Below are 21,970 nucleotides of genomic sequence, written 5' to 3' on the forward strand. Positions count from 1 at the left end.
TGACGAGGTTCATAAAAGCTCTACTGGCTTTCAATAGATCGACACACTGTTGAGTTCTCAAACAACACACGCTCACTCATCCGGAGTGATGTAAACACTCTATCAGAGGGCTTGCCTTGCTAAATTTTGGGGGTCTGCATCCGTTCCCCGGTTTTCTGGGGCCCGTTCCTGCTGACATGGAATAAGTTACACGACCCGAAACAGGCCGTTTCAGGGGGGTCCCCTTAACTGCATCACCGCAGGTCAGGGGCCCTAGAAGGGGCTGCGGGGCCCAGTCGGGGCCCCACCTGCCGTTCGCGCCGAGTTCACCTCAGAGGGCTCTGAGCTCCTCCACGACCGCCGAAACCGACTTCTTCGCGTCGCCGAAGAGCATCGAAGTGCGCGAGTCGTAGTAGAGGTCGTTGTCGACCCCGGCGAACCCCGGGCTCATCCCGCGCTTGAGGACGATGACCGACTTGCTCTCGTTCACGTTGAGGATCGGCATGCCGTAGATGGGCGAGCTGGGGTCGGTGTGCGCCGCCGGGTTCGTGACGTCGTTCGCGCCGATCACCAGTGCAACGTCCGTCCTGGCGAACTCGCCGTTGATCTCCTCCATCTCCTTGAGGTGGTCGTACGGCACGTCGGCCTCGGCGAGCAGTACGTTCATGTGCCCCGGCATACGCCCGGCGACCGGGTGGATCGCGTAGTAGACCGCGACGCCCTTGCTCTCCAGTTCCTTGGCCATCTCGCGCACGGCGTGCTGGGCCTGGGCCACGGCCATGCCGTAACCAGGCACGACCACGACCTGACGGGCGTAGCTCATCTGGATCGCCGCGTCGGAGGCGCTGGTCTGCCGGACGGTCTTGTCCGTCGGCCCGGACGCGCCCGGCCCGGCCGTGCCGCCGAAGCCACCGGCGACGATCGCCGGGATCGACCTGTTCATGGCCTTGGCCATCAGGTTGGTCAGGATCGTGCCCGACGCCCCGACGATCATCCCGGCCACGATCAGTGCCGTGTTGTCCAGTGCGATGCCCGTCGCCGCTGCGCTCAGCCCGGTCAGCGCGTTCAGCAGCGAGATCACGACGGGCATGTCCGCGCCGCCGATCGGCAGTACGACCATCAGCCCGAGCGCCGCGGACGACACGAGGATGCCTGCCATCAGCCACTCGGACGTGCCGCCCGCCACCACCACGACACCGCAGACGACGCCGACGACCAGCAACAGGAGGTTCAGCGGCTGTTGCAGCCTGCCGACGCTGATCGGTCTGCCCGGCAGGATCTCCTGGAGCTTGCCGAACGCCACGTTCGATCCCCAGAACGAGATGGACCCGATCAGGGCCGCGAACAAGGTGGCGATCGACACGTGCGCGGGCTCGTCGGCGAAGCCGTGCGACTGGCGGAACTCCACCCACGCGACCAACGCCACCGCGCCACCGCCGACGCCGTTGAACAACGCGACCATCTGCGGCATCGCGGTCATCTTCACCTTGCGCGCGGCCGGGATCCCGATCGCTGTGCCCAGCGCGACGCCGAGCAGGATCAGCCACCAGTTGCCCATGCCGGGGGTCAGCGCCGTGGCGAGGATCGCGATCCCCATCCCGACCGCCGCCAGCAGGTTGCCGCGCACGGCCGTCCGGGGGCCGGTCAAGCCCATCAAGCCGTAGATGAACAGCGCGAACGCCACGATGTACAGGCACTGGATCGTGACGGGGTCCTGGAGCCAGCTCATTCCCGTGGCTCCTTGTCGTTCGACTTGGCGACCTTGAACATGCCGAGCATTCGGTCCGTCACCAGGAACCCGCCGACCACGTTGATCGTGCCGAAGGCGATCGCGACCACGAGCAGGATCTGGTCGAGCGTCCCGGTCGCGCCGAGGCCGAGCACGATCAACGCGCCGAGCAGCACGATGCCGTGGATGGCGTTCGTGCCCGACATCAGCGGGGTGTGCAACGTGTTGGGCACCTTGGAGATCACCGCGAATCCCACGAAGCCCGCGAGCACGAGGACGGCGAGGTTCTGCACCAGCATCACGACCTCCTCGTCACGCAGGCGGACGCGACGATCTCGTCGTCGAAGTCCAGCTTGACGCGTCCATCGGTGATCAGGAGTTCCAGCAGGGACTGGACATTGCGGGAGTACAGCTCGCTGGCCGACTCCGGCATCGAGGCGGGCAGGTTCAGCGGCGCCACGATCGTCACGCCGTGCCGGACGACGACCTCGCCGGGCACGCTCACCTCGCAGTTGCCACCGGACTCCCCCGCGAGGTCGACGACGACACTGCCCGCGCGCATCGCGGTCACCGAATCCTCGGTCACCAGGACCGGGGCCTTGCGGCCCGGCACCTGCGCGGTGGTGATCACGACGTCGTAGCCGATCACCGCCTCGTTCAGGCGTTTCAGCTGTTCGGCGCGTTCATCGTCGGTCAACGCACGCGCGTACCCGCCTTCACCGACGGCCTCGATGCCCAGGTCGAGCCACTTCGAACCGACCGACCGCACCTGTTCGGCGACCTCGGGGCGCACGTCGTAGCCCGTGGTCTGCGCGCCCAGACGGCGTGCCGTGGCCAGCGCCTGCAGACCGGCGACGCCCGCGCCGAGGACCAGCGTCTTGGCCGGGGCGACAGTTCCCGCGGCGGTGGTGAGCATCGGGTAGAAACGCGTGAGGTGTTGTGCGCCAAGCAATGCGGCCAGATAACCGGCGACGCTGCTCTGCGACGACAACGCGTCCATCGACTGCGCGCGGGAGATACGGGGGATGGCTTCCATGGCCAGGCCGTACACGTCACGGGTGGCCAACGCGTCAGCGATGCCCGAGTTCTGTGACTGCGCGCCGAGGAAGCCGATCAGCACGCTGCCGGGTTTCAGACGGCCGATTTCCTCGTCGGTCGGGGCCGCGACCTTGACGACCACATCGCAGGTCCACGGATCGCCGAGGGTGGCCCCGGCTTCCTCGTAGAGCCAGTCCGACATCAACGCCCCACCACCGGCGCCGGGTTCGACCACGACGTTCAGCCCCGAGGCGCGTAGCCGTCCCACGACCTTGGGGACAAGCGCTACCCGTCGTTCGCCAGGGGCCGACTCGCGCGGCACTCCGACCACGATGTTCTGGGTTTCCGCCATTGGAGACCCTCCCATGGAAACAGAACGTACGTCTTCTGTTCTGCTTCCAGTTCTACCACTGTGTGGCGCGCACCACACCCGTCGAAGGACGCGTTTCAGTCTCGAACGAGTGACTTCGAGTTGTCCTGGGCCTCCCGGGCGCGCGGCACTACGGCTTTGGGCGGCCTCGTCACGTACGGTCGGAGCAAGCGGATGACCACCAGCCCGACCGCGAGCACAGGCACCATCGCCGCCATAGCGGCCGCGGTCGCCCCGGCGCGCAGCACGTCACGGGGTACCAACGTGATCCGGTTGGTCATCACGGAAACCTTGCCGGGCAACGACAACAGCCACAGCACGAGGATGAACCCGGCCATCGCGACGATCGCACGGTAGATCGCGGGGTGGTAGCCGATGCCCTCGGCCGCGGCCATCACGGCGAGCCAGCCGTAGAGCGCCGTGAGCTGGGCGCGTTCCGTGGTCGCTGCCCACAGCAAGCCGCCGCCGACCGCCAGCACCGCAAAGACCCACCAGCGGGAATCCGCTCGGGCCCAGTGTCCGGCGCCGTCGAGCCAGCCGACCGGGACACCGGCCCAGTCGAGCAGGGCCATGGGGACTTCCAACGGCGTCATCGGTGGCGCGACCGCCTGGCCGAGCACCCACGCCATGGTCCACACCGAGATCACACACGCCACGACCAACTGCCATCGTGGCCGGTCGGTCACACACGCCCAGATCCGCGCCAGTTCACGCCGCAAGGTTCGCATCGCTACAGCAACTCCCTCGCCGCACCTCTCCCTAGCCAAATGATCTTTGATCGACTTCGGTACGTCCAGTCGCCATGGAGTCGATCACTCGACCGGGGTTGAGGATCCCGCGCGGGTCCAGCGCCTGCTTGATCCGCTGGTGCGACCACAGCGCCGCCTCGTCCAACTCGCGGGCCAGCCAGTCGCGCTTGAGGAAGCCCACCCCGTGCTCACCGGTGATGGTCCCGCCGAGCTCCAGACCCAGCCGCATGATCTCGGCGAACGCCCGCTGTGCCGCCTCGGCCTGCGAATGGTCGAACAGCACCGCCGGGTGCACGTTGCCGTCGCCCGCGTGACCACAGGTGGCGATCTCGACGCCGTACTCAGCGGCGATCCGTTCGATCCCCGCCACCAGGGCGGCGAGGTTGCGGCGCGGGACGCACACGTCGTCCACGAGCGAGGCCGGGTAGTTCTCGAACGCCAGCCCGGCCAGCCTGCGGCCCTGCATCAGCAGGTCCGCCTCGGCCGGGTTGTCGGACACGATCACGTCGGTGGCGGCGCACCTGCGGGCCGAGAGTTCGAACGCCGCGAGTTCCTCCGGAGCCCTGGTGCCCGCGTCGGACTGGGCGATCAGCACCGCGCCGACCCCGTCGGGGAAGCCGAGGTCCTGGAGCCGGTTGACGGCCGCGATCGTCGCCGCGTCCATCAGTTCGAGCGCGGCGGGACGAGCACCGGTTCCGAGGTGGTCCGCGACCGCACGGCACGCGTCCGCCATGGTGTCGAAGAACGCGATCGCCGCCAACGGCCGGGCCGCCGCGGGGCGTAGCGCCACGGTCACCTCCGTGACCACGCCGAGTGTTCCTTCCGACCCGACGAACACGCGGGTCAGGTCGTAGCCCGCGACTCCTTTGGCCGTCCGCCGCCCGGTCCGCATCACGCGGCCGTCGGCGAGCACCACCTGGAGAGCACGGACGAAGTCGCCCGTCACGCCGTACTTGAGACAGCACATGCCACCCGCGTTGGTGGCGACGTTCCCACCGATCGACGAGATGTCCTTGGACCCCGGATCCGGCGGGTAGTACAGCCCCTTCTCCGCGACCGCCGCGGCCAGCGTGGCGTTGATGACGCCAGGCTGGACCACGGCGATCTGCTCCTCGACGTCGATCTCCACGATCTGGTCGAGTTTCTCCACGTTCAGCAGGACGCAGCCGTCGAGCGCGTTCGCCCCACCGGACAGCCCCGTGCGGGTGCCCTGTGGGACGACCGGGACGTTGTGCTCGTACGCCCAGCGCAACGTCTGGACGACGTCCTCCAGCGACCTCGCCCTGACCAACGCCCGCGGACTGCCGCTGGGGCAGAAAGCGGCCCGGTCGGTCCGGTACGCGTCAAGCACATCCGGGTCGTCCGTGGTGGCGTCGGACGGGAGTGAGGTCACTCCCTCACGCTACTTCAAACCGAACGCCAACAGCACGTTCCCGTGTTCACTCGGGTAGAAGGGGAAATAGCCCGATTGGACGTACAGCATTCCGTTCGACACCACGGCACCGCCGCTGCCGGAGACCGCGCTGCCGTGTCCGGTCAGGCCGTTCACGCCTTGGAAGTCACGCACGGTGTCGTACTCCCACAACACTTTGCCCTCGCGTGCGGAGTACGCACGCATCTTGCCGTCGTTGCTGCCTTCCCACACGACACCAGGTGTCGTGGTCACAGCGGGAGCGTGAGCGGGCGCGCACAGGTCCTTGTGCTTCGAGGCACCGCCCCAGTCACATCCGTTGGCGGGGTTGGGCGTCTGCCACAACACCTTGCCGTTCTCGGGGTGGACCGCGAACAGCGTGCCCGGTTCGGCGAAGTACGTGGCGATGTAGAGCTTGTCGCCGTCGTACGACGATCCCCACTGGATGCCGGAGATTCCGCCACTCGGCAGCGGGACACCCAACTGGCGGCGCCACTTCACGTCACCGGTCGCGGCGTCGAACGCGTGGTACACACCGCTCTTCTGGCCCACGCCGACGTACGTGCGGCCCTTGACGCGGAAGATGTTCGGGGTGGCGCCGATGTCGTAGTCGAGGTTGGTGCCGTCCTTCAGGCCGGGGCAGTAGCCTTCCGGATCCGGCTGGTTGCACAGATCACGCCAGGTGTCCGCTTTGGTCACCTGCTGCTTCCACCGCACAGCGCCACTTCGCGCGTCCAACGCGAGCAGGCTGTCGAAGTCACCCGCGCTGCCGGTGTAGTTCTGGCCGGTTCCCACGTACAGCGTGCCGGTGCGTTCGTCGATCACGGGCGAACTCCACACCCCCGCGCCGGACGGTTCGAACTTCTTCGCGCCGCTCGGGTACGTGCCCACCTCCTTCGGCTCGGGAACCGTGAAGTAGCGCCAGACCAGTTCGCCGGTGTCGGCGTCCAGCGAGTCGATGTGGCCGCGGAACGTGCAGCACGGGTACTCCTTGCCGTTCATGTTCTCGGCGCTGGACGCGCCGACGTAGATCCGGCCGTCGTGGTACAGCGGTGAACTGGTGTGCATGCCCGCCGGGTGTGGCTCGGTGTCCTTGGCCCACACCAGTTTCCCGGTCCTGGCGTCCAGTGCGTACATGTAGCCGCCGCTGTCGCCGAAGTATACCTTGCCGCGCGCGACCGCGGGCCCGTCGAGCACCACCCGCTGCGACGGGTCCACCGACGCCAGGTCGAAGGTCCACTTCGTCCTGCCGGTCCTGGCGTCCAGTGCGTGGAACTTGCCGTCGGGACCGCCGAAGTAGGCGGCGCCGTCGACCACTGCGGGCTGGCTCTTGGCGAGCATGCCCGTCTTCGGATAGGCGAAGGCCCACTTCAGCTCCAGCTTGCCGACGTTGGCCGGGGTGATGCGGAACTCAGCCGGGTTGTGCCGTGACCCGGCCTTGTCCCCCTGCCACGTCGGCCAGTCGCCGCCGCCATGGCTGTGCGCGCTCACGACCGAACTGGCCAGGGTCATGCCTGTCAGCGTCAATGCCGCGAGTCGGATCAGTGTGTTCCCCATCCGCCCACCGTGCACTACACAGCGTGCCCGGACATCCACCGGAAGTACAGATAAGGGGTATCCGAAAGGTTGACGCCCGGTGTCGACCGATCAGTCAGAACCCCAGATCACCGCGTGGGCACGCTGGGCTCGCTTTGACGAAGCGTCAACGAGTCCCAGATGACAGTCGCTCAGAACAAGGTCGGCACGATCGCCTCGATCACGTGCGGCCCTTCCTTGCCTTGTGCCGCACGGAACTGCTCGGCCAGCTCCTCGGCGGTCGTCGCGCGGCTCGCGGGGACGCCCATACCCGTCGCCAGCGACACGAAGTCCAGATCCGGCCGGGACAGGTCCAGCCAGTCCAGCGCCTTGGGTCCGGTGCTCTCGGCACCCACCCGCTGCAACTCCAGCTTGAGAATCGCGTACGAACGGTTCGACAGCAGCACTGTGGTGACGTTCAGGTTCTCGCGGGCCATCGTCCACAGCGCGGACGCCGTGTACATCGCGCTGCCGTCGGCCTGCAGGCAGATCACCGGGCGGTCCGGGCACGCGACCGCGGCGCCGACCGCGTTGGGCAGGCCGAACCCGATGGAGCCACCGGTCAGCGTCAGCACGTCGTGCCTGGGCGCACCGGCGGTCGCCGTGGGCAGGAGCAGGCCGGACGTGTTGGCCTCGTCGACGATGACGGCGTTCTCCGGCAGCAGCGCGCCGATCACGTCCACCCAGTTCTGCGGCGTCAGCTCACCGGTCGGCAGCGCGGGCCGGTTCGCCTCCTGCAACACAGGTTCGACGTCCGGTGCCACGATCGCGGCGACGGCCTCCAGTGCCGCGACGATGTCGTCACCCGGCTCGGCGAGCACGTGGACCTTGCAGTCGTCGGGCACGAGGTCGCTCGGCTTGCCGGGGTAGGCGAAGAACGACACCGGGGACTTCGTCCCGGCCAGCACCAGGTTCCGGACGTCGGTCAGCTGCCAGGTGACCTGCTCGGCGAGGTAGCCGAGGCGTTCGAGAGCGGGCACGCCCGCGCCGCGCTCGATGCGCGCCGGAAAGGTCTCGGCGAACAGCTTCACACCCGTGGCCTGGGAAATCCGGTTGGCCGCGCGGATCGCTCGCTCGCGCGTGCCGACGTTGCCCAGCAGGATCACGGTCGACTCACCGGACCGCAGCACGTCAACGATCGCCTGCACGACGTTCTCGGCGACGGTCGGCCGGACCGGGGCGGCCAGCGGCGCCGCGGGCTTGCCGCCGTCACCCCACGAGATGTCCGCGGGCAGGATCAGCGTGGCGATCTGTCCGGACCGCGCCACTTTCACGGCCTCGGCGGCGTCCGCGGCGAGCGCCTCGGTCGATGCGCTCGTCCTCGTCCAGCCGACAGTGCCGGACAGCGACTCGATGTCCGACTCCAGCGGGGCGTCGTACTGCTTGTGGTACGTCGCGTGGTCACCGACGACGTTGACGATCCCGGTCCGCGCGCGGCGTGCGTTGTGCAGGTTCGCCAACCCGTTGGCCAGGCCAGGGCCCAGGTGCAGCAGGGTCGCGGCTGGTTTGTCGGCCATCCGGGCGTAGCCGTCGGCCGCGCCGGTCACCGCGCCTTCGAACAGCCCCAGGACGCCGCGCATCTCGGGGACGGCGTCCAGCGCGGCGACGAAGTGCATCTCGGAGGTGCCCGGGTTGCCGAAGCAGACGGTCACGCCCGCGTCGACGAGCGTGCGGAGGAGGGCCTGTGCGCCGTTCATGGTCTCGCGAACTCCAACTCAGTCGAAAAGGACACCGGGGTTGAGGACGCCCGCTGGGTCGAACGCGGTCTTGATCCGCCGCATCAGGTCCACTTTGGCCGGATCGGTGAGCGCGGCGAACCGCTCGGCGTGTTTGCGGCCGATGCCGTGCTCGCCGGAGATCGCGCCGCCGAGGCTGACGCCCGCCTCGAACAGGCCGTGCAGCACGCGTTCACGCACCTCGCTGTCCTTCTGCAGCACGGCGAGGTGCACGTTGCCGTCACCGGCGTGGCCGCAGCCGACGACGAAGGTGTTGTTCTCCTGCGCGATCGCGCGGACGCGTTCCATGAACTGCGGCAGGGAGGCACGGGGGATCACCGTGTCGATGATGTCGTCGGCGCCGGCTTCCTTGGCCGCCCAGAACGCCTTCTCCCGCGCGTCAATCAGCTTGTTCGCCGCCGTGCCCTCCAGGACGTAGACGTCCTTGGCACCCAGGCTCGACACCAACTCGCCGAGCTCGGCGACGTCCTCGTCGAGCCGGTCGGCGGTCCGGCTCTCCAACTGGACGACCAGGTACGCGTGCGAGGTCTCCTTGACCTCGTCGGGAATCCCGAGCTGCAACTGGGCGCGGTAGGTGATCGCCCCCATGGTCAGGCCGTCGATGTACTCCACGATCAACGGGCCCAGCCCGCTGGCCACGATCTTCGGCACGGCCCGTGCCACCTCGTCGAGGTCGACGAACGGGGCCAGCACCGTGCCCTGGTGCGGCAGGCGCGGCTGCAGCTTCAGCACGGCCTCGGTCACCAGCGCCAGCGTTCCCTCGGAACCGATGATCAGCTGGGTGAGGTCGTAGCCGGTGCTCGCCTTGACGAACTTGCCGCCGGTGCGGATCAGCTCACCCGTCGCCAGCGCGGCTTCAAGACCGAGGACGTTGTTGCGGGTGACGCCGTACTTGATGGCACGCATCCCGCCCGCGTTCGTGCCGACGTTGCCGCCGATGCTCGCACTGAGCTCACCGGGGTAGACCGGGTACACCAGGCCGTGCTTGGCCAGTTCGGCGTCGAGCTCCTCCAGGCTGACACCGGGCCCCACCACGGCCACGTGGTTCTCGGTGTCGATCTCGAGGATCGCGGCCATCCGCTCGAACGAGATCAGCAGGCCGTCCGGGCGCGGCCGCGCCGCACCGGACAAACCGGAACCCGAACCGCGGGCGGTGACGGGGATCCCCAGCTCGGTGGCGGTTTTCAGCAGCCGCGCGACCTGCTCGGCGGTCTCGGGCAGTGCGACGTACGCCGGTTTCACCGGGTCGTTGCTCAACGCCTCGTCGTGTGCGTAGTCGTCGCCGATCGCATCGCCTGTCAGCAGGTGATCGGCTCCCACGATCCCGGCCAGCCGAGCTGCCATGTCCGCCACTGGACGCTCCCTTCGTACCCGCTGGTAACACTATCCCGTTCGACGGAAAACCGGTTGTGCCTGATTGATAACGTCGGGGACGTGGCATGTTTCTGCGCGAGCAGGTTGCGGCGCCGCTGAGGCGCGCGACCTCCGTCTCCACCTGCTGATCTCCAGCTGAGTCCGGCATACCGGACTCGGCAGGTCGTTGTCGCCTCCGAACAACAGCGCTCATCCGAACCCTCTGTTCCGCGCTGGAGCGACACACATGCTTCCCCACGCCCGTACGGGTGTTCACGTCCTGTCCGCACCCGCCGTCATCCGGCAGCTGATCCGCTCGTCGGGGGTCGGCCCGGACGACCTGGTGATCGACTTCGGGGCCGGTCCCGGCACGATCACCGCGCCGCTGGCCGCCACCGGGGCACGCGTCCTCGCCGTCGAACGGAACGCGGCGTTCGCCGGCAAACTCACGCGGCGGTTCGCCGACCAGCCGCTCGTCAAGGTGGTGCACGCCGACCTGCGCACGGTCCCGCTGCCGAGCCGGGACTTCTCCGTGGTGGCCAACATCCCGTTCGCACTGTCCACTGTGCTGCTCCGCAGGCTGCTCGACCGGCGGCGACGGTCGCTCGTCGCCGCCGACCTGGTGGTCGAATGGGGCTTCGCCCAGCGGATCGTGGCCGCGCGGACACCGGAGACCGCCAAGTGGGCCGAGAAATACGAGATGCGAGTCGCGAGACGGATCCAGCGGACGAACTTCCGCCCGGCCCCGCGCGTGGACTCGGCGCATCTGGTGATCAGACGACGACCACGAAACTGAGCTGAACCGTCGCGGACCGTTCACTCGTATGGATGGTGAGGCGCGCACTTCGGGAAGGGCATCGGATGCGCAACACGCACAGGAAGATCACCAGGAAGAAGGTCATCATCGCGGCGGCGGGCGTCGCACTGGCCGCGGCAGCGGCCTTCACCATCCCCCAGGCCAGTGCCAAGGACTCCAGGGCCGTGCCGAGCCTGGACGAGATGCGCGGGATGACGGGCACCGCGTGGGCGGTCGACCCGGACACCGGCCAGACCCTGGTCACCGCGGACAGCACCGTCAACACCGACCAGTGGAGCGCGTTGGTGTCCCACAGCAACGACAAGGTGAAAGTGCAGCGGGCGCCCGGCAAGTTCAGCCTGTTCGCCGAAGGCGGGGACGCGATCTTCGCCGGTGGGTCACGGTGTTCGCTCGGCTTCAACGTGACCATGCGCAACGGCGCACCCGGAATCCTCACCGCGGGCCACTGCACGGCGGGTGGCCGCAACTGGTCGACCGCGCAGGGCGGCCGGGCGGTCGCCACAGTCCAGTCGTCGACGTTCCCCGGCAACGGCGACTTCGCCTTGCTGTCGTACAACAACGCCGGCACCCAGGCGCCGAGTGCCGTCGACACCGGCGGCGGGCGGCTCGTGCAGATCACCCGGGCCGCGAACGCGCGCGTGAACCAGAACGTGCTGCGCATGGGCAGCACGACCGGGTTGAAGGGCGGCCGGGTGACCGCGTTGAACGCGGCGGTGAACTACCCGGAGGGCCGGGTCACCGGGCTCATCCAGACCACGGTGTGCGCCGAACCCGGTGACAGCGGCGGTCCGCTGTTCACCCAGGACGGCACCGCGCTCGGGCTCACCTCGGGCGGATCCGGCAACTGCACCGCTGGCGGCGTCACGTTCTTCCAACCTGTCACCGAGCCGCTGCAGGCCTTCGGCGCCCGAATCGGCCAGTAAAGCTCGTGAGTGGTTACCGGGGTTCTCACCCTGGTAACCACTCACGAGAGGTTCTTCAGTCGAGGACTTCGGACACGGTTCCCGCGGCCACGGTCAGGCCACCCTCGCGGATGGCGAAGCCCTGGCCTTTGCTCAGCGCGACCGGCTTGCCGAGGTCGACGACGAACTCCGCGCTGTCGCCCGGCAGGACCATCGCGGTGTCGAGCGTCAACGCGCCAGGAACGTCGCTGGTCCTGAAGTGGAACTGCGGCCGGTAGTTGTCGTGGATCGGCTTGCGCCGACCGCCTTCCTGCTCGGTCAGCACGTACGCGTCCGCCCGGAAGCGCCGGTGCGGCGTGACGCTGCCCGGCAGCGCCAGCACTTGGCCGCGACGGATCTGGTCGCGCTTGACGCCACGCAGCAGCACCGCGGCGTTGTCACCCGCCTCGGCCCGCTCCAGCGACTTGCCGAACATCTCCAGCCCTGTGACCACGCTCGAGAAGGTCTCCTCGAGCCCGACCACCTCGACGGTGTCGCCGAGCTTGATCGTGCCCTGCTCCACCGCGCCGGTCACGACCGTGCCGCGACCGGTGATGGTCATGGTGTTCTCCACCGGCATCAGGAACGGCAGGTCGAGACGCCGCACCGGAGTCGGCACGTGCTCGTCCACCGCCTCGAGCAACTCCACGACCTTCTGCTCCCACACCGGGTCGCCCTCCAGCGCCTTCAGGCCGGAGACACGCACGACCGGCACCGAGTCACCGTCGAAGCCGTAGCGGCTGAGCAGCTCACGGACCTCCAGCTCGACCAGGTCGAGCAGGTCGCCGTCGGCCACCATGTCCGCCTTGTTCAGCGCGACCACGATGTGCTCGACACCGATCCGCCGCGCCAGCACGACGTGCTCACGGGTCTGCGGCATGGAGCCGTCCTCGGCGGACACGACCAGGATCACGCCGTCGAGCTGGGCCGCGCCGGTGATCATGTTCTTGACGTAGTCGGCGTGCCCCGGCATGTCGACGTGGGCGTAGTGCCTGGTCGGCGTCTCGTACTCGACGTGCGAGATGTTGATCGTGATGCCGCGGGCGATCTCCTCCGGCGCACGGTCGATCTTGTCGAAGGCCACGTACTTCGTGCCCGCACCGTCGCGCGCGAGCACCTTGGTGATCGCGGCGGTCAGCGTGGTCTTGCCGTGGTCAACGTGACCCATCGTGCCGATGTTGACGTGCGGCTTGCTGCGCACGTAAAGCTGCTTGCTCATCGTTGCCTGGTTTTCTGGAAGCTGGGACGCGGAACCCGCGAAGCCGACAACCCTCCTCCTCGGGTTCCGCGGAGGAAGGTGCGGAAGGGAGGAGGGTCAGCTATCCAGTGCTGCCAACACGGATGCCGACAACGCGCTCAGCAGGTTCAGGCCTGCGAGCGTCGCGAAGTCGGACATCGGGAACACAGCGAAGGACTGTAGCTCAGCCACAGTCCTCCGCCAAACGGTTTTCCGTTACCTCAGGGTGAGCTTGGCGATCCGGCCCTTCTCACCGGCGGCCCAGCAACTGGCGTCCCGGCCGCAGTCGACGGTGTCGAAGCTGCCGGCGTCGAACTGGAACCAGTGGTTGCCGTTGTCGAGGCTCACGTCGCTGCCGGTCGGCCCGACCGCGAGGATCGCGAACGGCAGGTAGGGGACGTAGGTGGCGCCGGAGCGGTAGCCCGCCGGGGCCTTCGCGGCCTTCGTCCACGTCTTGCCGCCATCGCTGGTGCGGGCCACGGCGTCCTTGGTGGGTTTGGCCGGGTCGTAGTCGCCGCCGATCGCGATGCCGTTGCGCGAGTCGCGCAGCGCCACCGAGAACACGCCCGCGCTCTCGCCGCTCTGCAGCGGGGTGTCGCTCACGGTCCAGGTCAGGCCGCGGTCCCTGGAGTGGAAGACGCGGGCCTTGGCGTCGCCGCCGGTCGCGATCCACGCGTCCCGGGAGCCCGACGTGACCAGGCACTGGCCGCTCGCGGCGAACGCGAACTCCTTCGGCTGGACGGCGGGCATTCCGTCGCCGGGCAGGAGCTTCCAGCTCTTGCCGCCGTCGGTGGTGGACAGGATGCGGAACTTGCCGTCGACCGGGTCGCTCAGTGCGAGACCGTTGCGGCGGTCGAAGAAGGCCATGCAGTCGTAGAACGCCCGCGCGTCGGTGTTGCGGAAGGACTCGGTCCAGGACCTGCCGCCGTTCGTCGTGCTGTAGATGCGGGAGTCCGGGCCGTTGCCGATGGTCATCGCCACGGCCGTGTTCGCGTCGAACGCCTCGATGTCACGGAACTGCAGCGCCTCGGCACCCGGCGGTCCGACGCTGGCCCACGTCCGGCCGCCGTCGGTGGTCCGCAGCACCGTGCCGCCTGTCCCGCCTGCCCACGCCGTTCGGCCGTCCACAACGGACAAGCCGCGCAGCCGTGCGTCCGTCCCGGTCGGCGTGAGCTGCCACTTCGGCCCGTGCGCCCCAGCCGGGGCCCCGATCGCCGGTGTCGCCGCCGCCGGTGTCGCGCCCACTACGAGCAGTGCGGCCGTGCACACACTGGATAAAGCACCGATCCACCTCATGCGCGCGGAAGTTACCTGATGGTTCGCGCACGGGCCACCGCCGAGAGTTTTAAGAATCCGGTAAGAGGTGTTTCGCCGCCTTTCAGCCGCCGTGGACGTTCTAATGGACGCATGCGAGCACTGTTTCGGAGGAAGATCACTTGGGCGGCGCTGGTCGTGGTCGCCGTGGCGGGTGCGTTCGCGCTGTGGGCGTTCCAGCCGTGGCGGCTGTTCACCAGCAGCACGATCGACGAGGCACTGCCGGTCGCCACCACAGTCACCACGGGCACCACGGGGAGCACTGCGCCCAGCGCTCCCCCTGTCAGTGCTCCCCCTGCCGGGCCGAAAGAACTGGCGTCCGGCTCGTTCGTCACACAGGAACACGCCACGTCCGGCCACGCCGCCGTGCTCGAACTGCCGGACGGGCAACGGGTCCTGAGACTGACCGGGCTGTCCTCGTCGGATGGGCCGGATCTGCACGTCTGGCTGACCGACGCGACGGCGGGCGGCGACTGGTTCAAGTACGACGACGGCCGCCAGGTCAAACTCGGCGACCTCAAGGCGACGCACGGCAACCAGAACTACGCCATCCCGGCGGGAACCTCACTGGACGGCCTGCGCAGCGTGGTCATCTGGTGCGACCGGTTCAACGTGGCGTTCGGCTCGGCCCCGCTTCAGCTGTAGATCCCTCAGTTGTACGACAGCGTGTCGCCTCGTTCGAAGTCCAGCAGGAACCGCTTGCGTTCGATGCCGCCGCCGTAGCCGGTGAGGTCACCGGTCGAGCCGACGACCCGGTGGCACGGCACGATGATGCTGATCGGGTTCTTGCCGTTGGCCAGGCCGACCGCACGGGACGCCGTCAGCGTCTTGCCGAGCCGCAGCGCCAGCTCGCCGTAGGAAATCGTTTCGCCGTAACGGATGTCGCACAGCGCCTGCCACACTGTGCGCTGGAAGTCCGTGCCGTGGAACGTGATCGGCACGTCGAACTCGGTCCGCTCCCCGGCGAAGTACTCGTTGAGCTGCTCGACGGCCTGGCCTAACGGCTCCGGGTCGCGGTGACCGAACGTCTCCTGCGACGGCAGGTACCGCTGCCGCTCCATGTACACCCCGCTCAGCACACCGTCCGTCGCGACCAGCGTGAGCTGACCGACCGGGCTGTCCATCACGGTGTGACACCTCATCTGTGACATGGTGCCAGTCTGATTCCCGCGAGCCGCGCGGGCTGGCGGGAATCGGCCATCACCATGCCGGGTACTGGCCCGTCAGTGCCCACGTCGCCTGGCGCGCGGCGCCGACCGCGACGTATTCGGCCGTCTCGGGGACCTCGACGGGCACGCCGAAGACCTCCGGCGCGATCGCCTGCACGGCGGCCGACCGCGCACCGCCGCCGATCAGCAGAACCCGTTGCGCCGCAAGCCCTGCCGTGCGCAAGGCGGTCAGCCCGAAGCCGAGACCGCCCAGCATCCCCGCGACCGCGGCACGGGCCACGTTCTCCGGCGTCATGTTGTCGCGCCGCATGTTCAGCAGCGATCCGGTCGCGTCCGGCAGGTTCGGTGTCCGTTCACCGTCCAGGTAGGGCACGAACTCCAGTCCGCCGGTGTCCTTGGCCGACAGCGCCAGATCGTCGAGTTCGGACAGTTCGACGCCGAGCATCCGCGCGGCGGCGGTGAGCACGCGCGCCGCGTTCAACGTGCACACCAGCGGCAGGAACCTGCCTGTGGCGTCGGCGAATCCGGCCACCGCGCCGGTGTCGTCCGGGGTGATCTCGTCGGCGACGCCGAACACCGTGCCGCTCGTGCCGATCGAGACGACCGCGTCCCCGGCCTCCAGCCGAAGGCCCAGTGCGGCCGCCATGTTGTCGCCCGTGCCTGCCGAGACGAGCATCCCGCCGGGTGTGCGCCCGGCGGGCTCGTCGGGCGCGAGCACCCGCGGCAGCCCGGGAACCCGGCCGAAGGCCTTGGTCAGGATGTCCTCGCGGTAGACGTCCTGACTGGCGGAGTAGTAGCCGGTTCCGGACGCGTCGCCGCGGTCGGTCACCATCTCGCCGGTGAGTTTCCAGGTCAGCCAGTCGTGCGGCAGCAGAACGGTGGCCACGCGGGCGGCCAGGTCCGGTTCGTGTTCGGCGAGCCACCGCAGTTTGGTCACGGTGAAGCTGGCGACCGGCACCGAGCCGACCGCTTTCGCCCACTCCCCCGGGCCGCCGAGTTCGCGGGTCAGGTCCGCCGCGGCGTCGGCCGAGCGGGTGTCGTTCCACAGCAACGCGGGCCGGACGACCTCGTTGTTCTCGTCGAGCGCGACCATGCCGTGCTGCTGGCCGCCGACACCGAGCGACATCACGCCGTCGAGCACGCCGTCGGCAGTGGCCTCCTGGAACGCACGCCACCACTCATCGGGGTGAACTTCGGTGCCGTCCGGGTGGGGCGCCCTGCCTTCTCGCACCACCTGACCCGTCTCCGCGTCGCACACCACGACTTTTGTGGACTGGGTTGAGGAATCCACGCCCGCGACCAACGCCATCCGGACATCTTAGGCCGGAATTCGTTCATCGCCTGAACTGATCGCGGGGCATTGACAGCGGGTGTAAGCACCGTCACCATCAGTTCGCCTACTCGTGAGTAGATAGGAGCTCCCTGTGCGTCCAGCCTTCCTCGGCAGCGTTGCCGTGGCCCTGGCGCTCGCGTTGGGCACGACCAGTGCCGTCGCAAGTGCGGATTCGGAGTACCCGGTGCCCTACGGCCTGGCGGGTTTCGCCAAGGCCGCCGAAGCGCAGCTCACCAAGCCGGGCTCCGCCCCGCCCGGCGCGAACGACTGGTCGTGCGAACCATCCGCCGCCCACCCCGACCCGGTCGTGCTCGCGCACGGCGCCAGCGCGAACATGACCGTGAACTGGCAGACGATCTCGCCCTTGTTGGCCAACAACGGCTACTGCGTGTTCGCGCTGACCTACGGCGTCCCCTTCGGCACACCGTTCCCGATCAACCAGATCGGCGGCCGCAACCCGATGGAGCAGAGCGCCGCCGAACTCGGCGCGTTCGTCGACCGCGTGCTCACGGCGACCAAGGCCAAGAAGGTCGACATCATCGGCCACTCCGAGGGCAGCCTGATGCCCAACTACTACGCCAAGTACCTCGGCGGCGCGCCGAAGATCAGCGACTACGTCGGCCTCACCCCGCTCTGGGACGGCAGCAACGTCCTCAACCTGGCCAAGCTCTACGCACTGGCCCGGCAGCTCGGCCTCGGCCCGATCATCGACGCCGTCGTCGACCTGGTCTTCCCCGCCGCGCGGCAGTTCCTGACCGGTTCGGACTTCATCGTCAAGATGAACAAGGGCGGCGTCGCCGCGCCAGGCGTCAAGTACACGATGATCATGACCAAGTACGACGAGGCCGTGGTCCCGTACACCAGCGGGCACCTCGACAGCCCCAACGCGACCAACGTCGTGCTGCAGGACCTGTGCGAGGAGGACTACGCGGGGCACGCCATGGTCGCGTTCGACCCGAACGCCACCCAGGTCATCCTCAACGCGCTCGACCCGCCCAACGCCAAACCCGTGAAGTGCCACGCCGTTCCGCCGAGCCCGTGATCACCCGTACACCAACCGGTTGACCACGCGGTTCATCGCGACATACGCGCCGCCGGACCACTTCGCGCGTGCCAGAGCGGCACGTGCGGCGTTGGCCCCGGCGGCGCCGTGCACCGCACCACCGGGATGCGCGGACGCGCCAGCCAGGTAGAGCCGGTCGATCGGGGTGTCCGCCCGGCCCGCACCGGGCACCGGCCGGAAAACCAGCTGCTGGTGGAGCGCCGACGTCCCCTGGTTCACCGCGCCACCGGCAAGATTGGCGTTGTCCCGTGCCATCTCCGCCGGCCCGGTGACCGCCCGCGCCATGATCAGCTCACGGAACCCCGGCGCGTGTTTCTCGATCAGCTGCTCCATCCGGTCCGCCCGGCGGCGCAGGCGATCCGTGGTCCAGTTCTGTCCTCTCGGCACGTGCGTGTACGCCCACATCGACTCGGTTCCCGCCGGTGACCGGGTCGGGTCGGTCGTGGTCATCTGCCCGATGAGCAGGAACGGGTTGCGCGGCACCCGGCCGCAGGCCAGTTCGTTGCTGAACCCGGCGAGGCCGTCGAGATCGCCGCCGAGGTGCACAGTCCCCGCGGTCACCGCCTCCTGCGCGATCCACGGCACTGGGCGCGACAACGCCCAGTCCACCTTCACGGTGGCGTCGTCCCAGTCGAACCGCGTCAGATCCGACACCAGCCTGCTCGGCAGGTGTTGCTCGCCCACCAGGTCCAGGAACAACGACGGCGCCGCGACGTTGGCGAGCACCGCGCGGGTGGCGCGCACGAGTTCACCGTGCTCGTCACGCACACCGACCGCGGTCCCCGACGCGAGCAACACCTGCGTGACGCGCCTGTCACACTCGACACGACCACCTAGTGCGGTCAGCCGTGCGACCAACGCTTCGGTGAGGCTGCTCGCGCCGCCCTCCGGGACCGGGAAGCCGACGTCCTGTCCCAACACCGTCAGCAACCAGCCGAACAACCCGCTCGCCGACTGTTCCGGACCGAGATCGGTGTGCAACGCGTTGCCCGCGAGCAGAACCCTGCCACCGTCCCCGGCGAACCACTCCTCCCCCAGCCTGCGCACCGGCAGCGCCGCCATCCGCGCGAACCGCAGCAACTCGGGCGTGCCCATCGTGCGCAGCAGCCCGCCCGCGGCGCGGACCGGCGGGAACGGGCGAGTGATCGCGTTCAGGACGTCGTCGCGGATTCCCTGCCACTTGGCGAACTCGGCACGCCACACGTCACCGTCACCCGGCGCGAACGCATCGAGCGACTTCGCGGTCGTGGCCAGTTCCCGTGACAGCAGGACAGCCCGGTCGTCCGGCAGCACGTGCGCGAGCACTTCCGGCGCGTGGCGCCACTTCAGGCCGTGGCGTTCCAGCCGGAGGTCGCCGAGCACGGGCGACGCCGCGCCGATCGGGTAGAACGCGCTGAACAGGTCGTTGCGGAAGCCGGGCGCCGTGATCTGTCCGGTGCGGACCGCGCCACCGGGCTCCCGTGCCGCCTCGAGCACCAGCACCGACCAGCCCGCGTCGGCCAGGATGTTCGCCGCGACCAGGCCGTTGTGGCCCGACCCGATGACCACCGCGTCGACTGTCTGGACGTCCGGCATGGTTCGTGGATACCACACATGCGCGTCTGTTCGGCCGAAGTTGCGGCGAGTATCAATGTTGTAGTGTGCGAGGGCGTCGTTCCCTGCCCGGCTCCAGAACGGACGACACATCCGATGTTTACCCTGGTGAGAAAGATCGGTGCGGCGGCAGCCACCGCCGCGGTACTCCTGAGCGCCGCGTGTACGCAGGTCAGCGAGGGCAAACAGGTGCAGATCCCGACCTTCGGCGGCACCCCGCCCGACACCGCGGCAACGCGGGCGGAAACCACGTCCTGGACGCCGACGTGGGAGGCGAGCATCCCCACGGTCGCACCGGCGATCAAGCCGACGACCAGCAAAGCCCCCGTGCCGAAGCCGACGACGACGACGAAACCGCCAGTGGTCACGACGACGACCACCACGCGACCGACTTTCACCATCCCCCAGATCCCCGGTGTGCCGTTCGCCCAGGAAGGCGCCCGCTGCCTCCAGGAAGGCGCCGTCGCCATCACCAAGTCGGGATCGCCGCTGGTCTGCACGCGGTCGGGCCGCGGTGACGCGCTGCGCTGGCGCAAACCCTGACAGGCGCGTCACTCACGTAGCGGTACGGGCGTGAAAACGTCGTAGTTACCGTGAAACCGGGTGCGGCCTCGAAGGAGGTAACCATGCAAGGCACATGCGGATGCTGTGGTTCGTGCAGCGGCCCCGGATGTGGGTGTTGCTCGAGCTGCTCGTGACTCCAGGCACCGTCCCCTATCGGCCCCTCGTTCCGGTGATCGGGACCTGGGGCCGCAGCTGTTGACCATTGACCCGATGATTGAATAACGTTCGGGGCGTCCGCCGCCAACGGAAGAACACCGTCCGAGAAAGTTGGCGATGATGCGACGCAGTCCTGCCCTGCTCACCGGCCCGCTGGCCCTGTGCCTGCTCGCCGGTCTGACACTGCTGCCCGGCGAGGCCACCGCGGCGACGGTACGGGTGAACAACCTGTCCGAACTGCAAACCGCGTTGAACTCCGCGAAACCCGGTGACCGGATCGAACTGGCCGACGGCAGCTACACCGCGACCAGCGCGATCCAGATCAAGAAGTCCGGCACGGCGAGCGCACCCGTCACGGTGACCGCGGCGAACACCGGACGCGCGGAAATCCGCGGCTCGACCGGGTTCTCGTTCGCGGGCGGGGTGAACAACGTTGTGCTGCAAGGCTTCAACCTCCGGCACGGCGGTTCGATGTCGATCCCGTCGGACGCGCACCACATCCGGCTGACCCGCAACACCGTTCAGCTCAGCGGAGACGGCAACTGGGTCACGGTGAACGGCGACGACGTGGAAGTCGACCGCAACACCTTCCAGAACCGCAGCACCGCGGGCGTCTTCCTGCAGATCGCCGGACCGAGCGACGACGTCGCCAAGCGCACCAAGATCCACCACAACTACTTCTACAACCACAGCTTCAGCGGCGCGAACGGCGGCGAGTCGATCCGCTACGGCTACAGCCACAAGCAGTCGTACTCGTCCGGCGGGTTCGTGGAGTACAACCTGTTCGAGAAGGCCAACGGTGACGCCGAGGCGATCTCGGTGAAAGCGTCCGAGACCACCGTGCGCTACAACACCATCCGCGACAGCAAGGGCTACATCGTGCTGCGGCACGGCAACCGCAACACCGTCGAGGGCAATCTCATCTACGGCAACTCCGGGATCCGCTTCCACGGCAACGACCACAAGATCATCAACAACTACGTCGCCTCATCCGGTCAACGCGCGATCGTGTTCGGCAAGGGCTCCGAGGCCGACAGCGGCCCGACCAGCACCGGCCACGACCGCCCCGACCGCGTCACCGTCGCGTTCAACACCGTGCTGGGCACCAGCGCCGTCATCGACAGCGACGGCGGCGACTTCAAGCCCAAGGACTGCGTGGTGGCCAACAACATCATCGTCGGCACCGGCGGCCCCCTCGTCGACATGGCCAGCGGCTCGACAGTGCGCTACGAAGGCAACATCGCCTGGGGCGGCAGCGCAGGAATGCCGAACGGCTACCGCTCGGTGGACCCCAAGCTGGGGCGCGACTCGTACGGCATCTCCCGGCTGGCAGCGGGCAGCCCCGCGATCGACACCGCCGCGGGCACGTACTCGTACGTCACCAAGGACATGGACCTGCAGACCCGGTCCGGCAAGTTCGACGTCGGCGCGGACGAACTCGGCGGCTCCCGCAAGCCCCTGAACAAGGGTGATGTCGGGCCGTCGGCTGCCTAAGCTGCGTCAATGCAGATCATCAAAGGCGCGGGCCAGTGGAACGCGCCCACGGGCGCGCAGAACGACTGGGTGGAGAACCTGCGGGTGCCGGACTTGTCCGTGGGGACCTACTGCATCCCCGTCGGCGGTGTGGACACCCAAAGCCCGCACACCGAGGACGAGATCTACGTGGTCACCTCGGGCCGCGCGAAGCTCGTGACACCGGGCCACACAGCCGAGGTCGGCCCCGGCGCGGTGATCTTCGTCCCGGCGGGCGAGGACCACCGGTTCGAGGACGTCACCGAGGACCTGGCCCTGCTGGTGGTGTTCGGTCCGGCGTACGGCAGCCGTACGCCGGACCGGTGAGCAC

General features: G+C 68.5%; 20 protein-coding genes. 7 read left to right on the plus strand and 13 right to left on the minus strand.

Going from position 1 to position 21,970, the window contains the following annotated elements:
• Positions 1–310 precede the first annotated feature (310 nt).
• The 8 genes from ALI144C_RS32470 to ALI144C_RS32505 all read right to left on the minus strand — a co-directional run bounded on the left by ALI144C_RS32470 (position 311) and on the right by ALI144C_RS32505 (position 9,940).
• A complete protein-coding gene (locus ALI144C_RS32470; protein WP_076991037.1) occupies positions 311–1,708 on the minus strand; it encodes an NAD(P)(+) transhydrogenase (Re/Si-specific) subunit beta in 1,398 nt (465 codons plus the stop codon).
• Positions 1,705–2,007: an NAD(P) transhydrogenase subunit alpha gene (locus tag ALI144C_RS32475; protein ID WP_076991038.1), complete on the minus strand. Its 303-nt coding sequence runs from the start codon at positions 2,005–2,007 to the stop codon at positions 1,705–1,707. Before ALI144C_RS32475 ends, ALI144C_RS32470 begins: the two co-directional genes overlap by 4 nt.
• On the minus strand, positions 2,007–3,098 hold the full coding sequence (locus ALI144C_RS32480) for an NAD(P) transhydrogenase subunit alpha (RefSeq protein ID WP_168211402.1): 1,092 nt from the start codon (positions 3,096–3,098) through the stop codon (positions 2,007–2,009). Before ALI144C_RS32480 ends, ALI144C_RS32475 begins: the two co-directional genes overlap by 1 nt.
• Before the next feature lie 95 nt (positions 3,099–3,193).
• A complete protein-coding gene (locus tag ALI144C_RS32485) occupies positions 3,194–3,844 on the minus strand; it encodes a hypothetical protein (protein WP_076991040.1) in 651 nt (216 codons plus the stop codon).
• 31 nt (positions 3,845–3,875) lie between these two features.
• A complete protein-coding gene (locus ALI144C_RS32490; RefSeq protein WP_076991041.1) occupies positions 3,876–5,258 on the minus strand; it encodes an FAD-binding oxidoreductase in 1,383 nt (460 codons plus the stop codon).
• A gap of 9 nt (positions 5,259–5,267) precedes the next feature.
• Positions 5,268–6,833 (minus strand): outer membrane protein assembly factor BamB family protein, encoded by a 1,566-nt coding sequence (locus ALI144C_RS32495; RefSeq protein ID WP_076991042.1) that lies wholly within the window; start codon positions 6,831–6,833, stop codon positions 5,268–5,270.
• A 170-nt stretch (positions 6,834–7,003) separates the two neighbouring features.
• A complete protein-coding gene (locus ALI144C_RS32500) occupies positions 7,004–8,548 on the minus strand; it encodes an acetolactate synthase large subunit (RefSeq protein WP_076991043.1) in 1,545 nt (514 codons plus the stop codon).
• 18 nt (positions 8,549–8,566) lie between these two features.
• Complete coding sequence (locus ALI144C_RS32505; protein WP_076991044.1) at positions 8,567–9,940, minus strand: FAD-binding oxidoreductase; 1,374 nt, start codon at positions 9,938–9,940, stop codon at positions 8,567–8,569.
• Between the two features lie 247 nt (positions 9,941–10,187).
• Here ALI144C_RS32505 and ALI144C_RS32510 point away from each other — a divergent pair, with 247 nt between their 5' ends.
• Together ALI144C_RS32510 and ALI144C_RS32515 are read left to right on the plus strand one after the other, a co-directional pair.
• A complete protein-coding gene (locus ALI144C_RS32510) occupies positions 10,188–10,736 on the plus strand; it encodes an rRNA adenine N-6-methyltransferase family protein (RefSeq protein ID WP_083753596.1) in 549 nt (182 codons plus the stop codon).
• Between the two features lie 65 nt (positions 10,737–10,801).
• Positions 10,802–11,680 (plus strand): S1 family peptidase, encoded by an 879-nt coding sequence (locus ALI144C_RS32515; protein ID WP_076991045.1) that lies wholly within the window; start codon positions 10,802–10,804, stop codon positions 11,678–11,680.
• A gap of 55 nt (positions 11,681–11,735) precedes the next feature.
• Here the strand turns inward: ALI144C_RS32515 and tuf are convergent, their stop codons facing one another.
• Together tuf and ALI144C_RS32525 are read right to left on the minus strand one after the other, a co-directional pair.
• Positions 11,736–12,917: an elongation factor Tu gene (gene tuf / locus ALI144C_RS32520; RefSeq protein WP_076991046.1), complete on the minus strand. Its 1,182-nt coding sequence runs from the start codon at positions 12,915–12,917 to the stop codon at positions 11,736–11,738.
• Positions 12,918–13,151: 234 nt separating this feature from the next.
• On the minus strand, positions 13,152–14,231 hold the full coding sequence (locus ALI144C_RS32525) for a WD40/YVTN/BNR-like repeat-containing protein (RefSeq protein ID WP_143231013.1): 1,080 nt from the start codon (positions 14,229–14,231) through the stop codon (positions 13,152–13,154).
• Positions 14,232–14,342: 111 nt separating this feature from the next.
• Between ALI144C_RS32525 and ALI144C_RS32530 the strand changes: the two genes are divergently transcribed.
• Positions 14,343–14,894 (plus strand): DM13 domain-containing protein, encoded by a 552-nt coding sequence (locus tag ALI144C_RS32530; RefSeq protein ID WP_083753598.1) that lies wholly within the window; start codon positions 14,343–14,345, stop codon positions 14,892–14,894.
• A gap of 5 nt (positions 14,895–14,899) precedes the next feature.
• On the opposite strand, the gene ALI144C_RS32535 is transcribed toward ALI144C_RS32530, so the two are convergent.
• On the minus strand, positions 14,900–15,391 hold the full coding sequence (locus tag ALI144C_RS32535; protein WP_076991047.1) for a methylated-DNA--[protein]-cysteine S-methyltransferase: 492 nt from the start codon (positions 15,389–15,391) through the stop codon (positions 14,900–14,902).
• Between the two features lie 58 nt (positions 15,392–15,449).
• Entirely contained in the window at positions 15,450–16,727 is a 1,278-nt protein-coding gene (xylB, locus tag ALI144C_RS32540) for a xylulokinase (RefSeq protein WP_083753599.1), read from the minus strand.
• Between the two features lie 115 nt (positions 16,728–16,842).
• Between xylB and ALI144C_RS32545 the strand changes: the two genes are divergently transcribed.
• The gene (locus ALI144C_RS32545) at positions 16,843–17,793 is read left to right on the plus strand and encodes a lipase family alpha/beta hydrolase (RefSeq protein ID WP_076991048.1); all 951 of its coding nucleotides are present in this window, start codon (positions 16,843–16,845) and stop codon (positions 17,791–17,793) included.
• Here the strand turns inward: ALI144C_RS32545 and ALI144C_RS32550 are convergent, their stop codons facing one another.
• Complete coding sequence (locus tag ALI144C_RS32550) at positions 17,794–19,389, minus strand: phytoene desaturase family protein (protein ID WP_076991049.1); 1,596 nt, start codon at positions 19,387–19,389, stop codon at positions 17,794–17,796.
• Positions 19,390–19,515: 126 nt separating this feature from the next.
• Here ALI144C_RS32550 and ALI144C_RS32555 point away from each other — a divergent pair, with 126 nt between their 5' ends.
• The 3 genes from ALI144C_RS32555 to ALI144C_RS32565 all read left to right on the plus strand — a co-directional run bounded on the left by ALI144C_RS32555 (position 19,516) and on the right by ALI144C_RS32565 (position 21,966).
• Positions 19,516–19,950, plus strand: coding sequence for a hypothetical protein (locus ALI144C_RS32555; RefSeq protein ID WP_076991050.1), 435 nt, complete (start codon positions 19,516–19,518; stop codon positions 19,948–19,950).
• A gap of 297 nt (positions 19,951–20,247) precedes the next feature.
• The gene (locus tag ALI144C_RS32560; RefSeq protein ID WP_083753649.1) at positions 20,248–21,621 is read left to right on the plus strand and encodes a polysaccharide lyase 6 family protein; all 1,374 of its coding nucleotides are present in this window, start codon (positions 20,248–20,250) and stop codon (positions 21,619–21,621) included.
• A gap of 9 nt (positions 21,622–21,630) precedes the next feature.
• Positions 21,631–21,966, plus strand: a complete 336-nt coding sequence (locus ALI144C_RS32565) for a cupin domain-containing protein (protein WP_076991052.1) — start codon at positions 21,631–21,633, stop codon at positions 21,964–21,966.
• Positions 21,967–21,970: the final 4 nt, after the last annotated feature.

This window comes from Actinosynnema sp. ALI-1.44 (assembly GCF_001984155.1).
Lineage (GTDB): Bacteria > Actinomycetota > Actinomycetes > Mycobacteriales > Pseudonocardiaceae > Kibdelosporangium.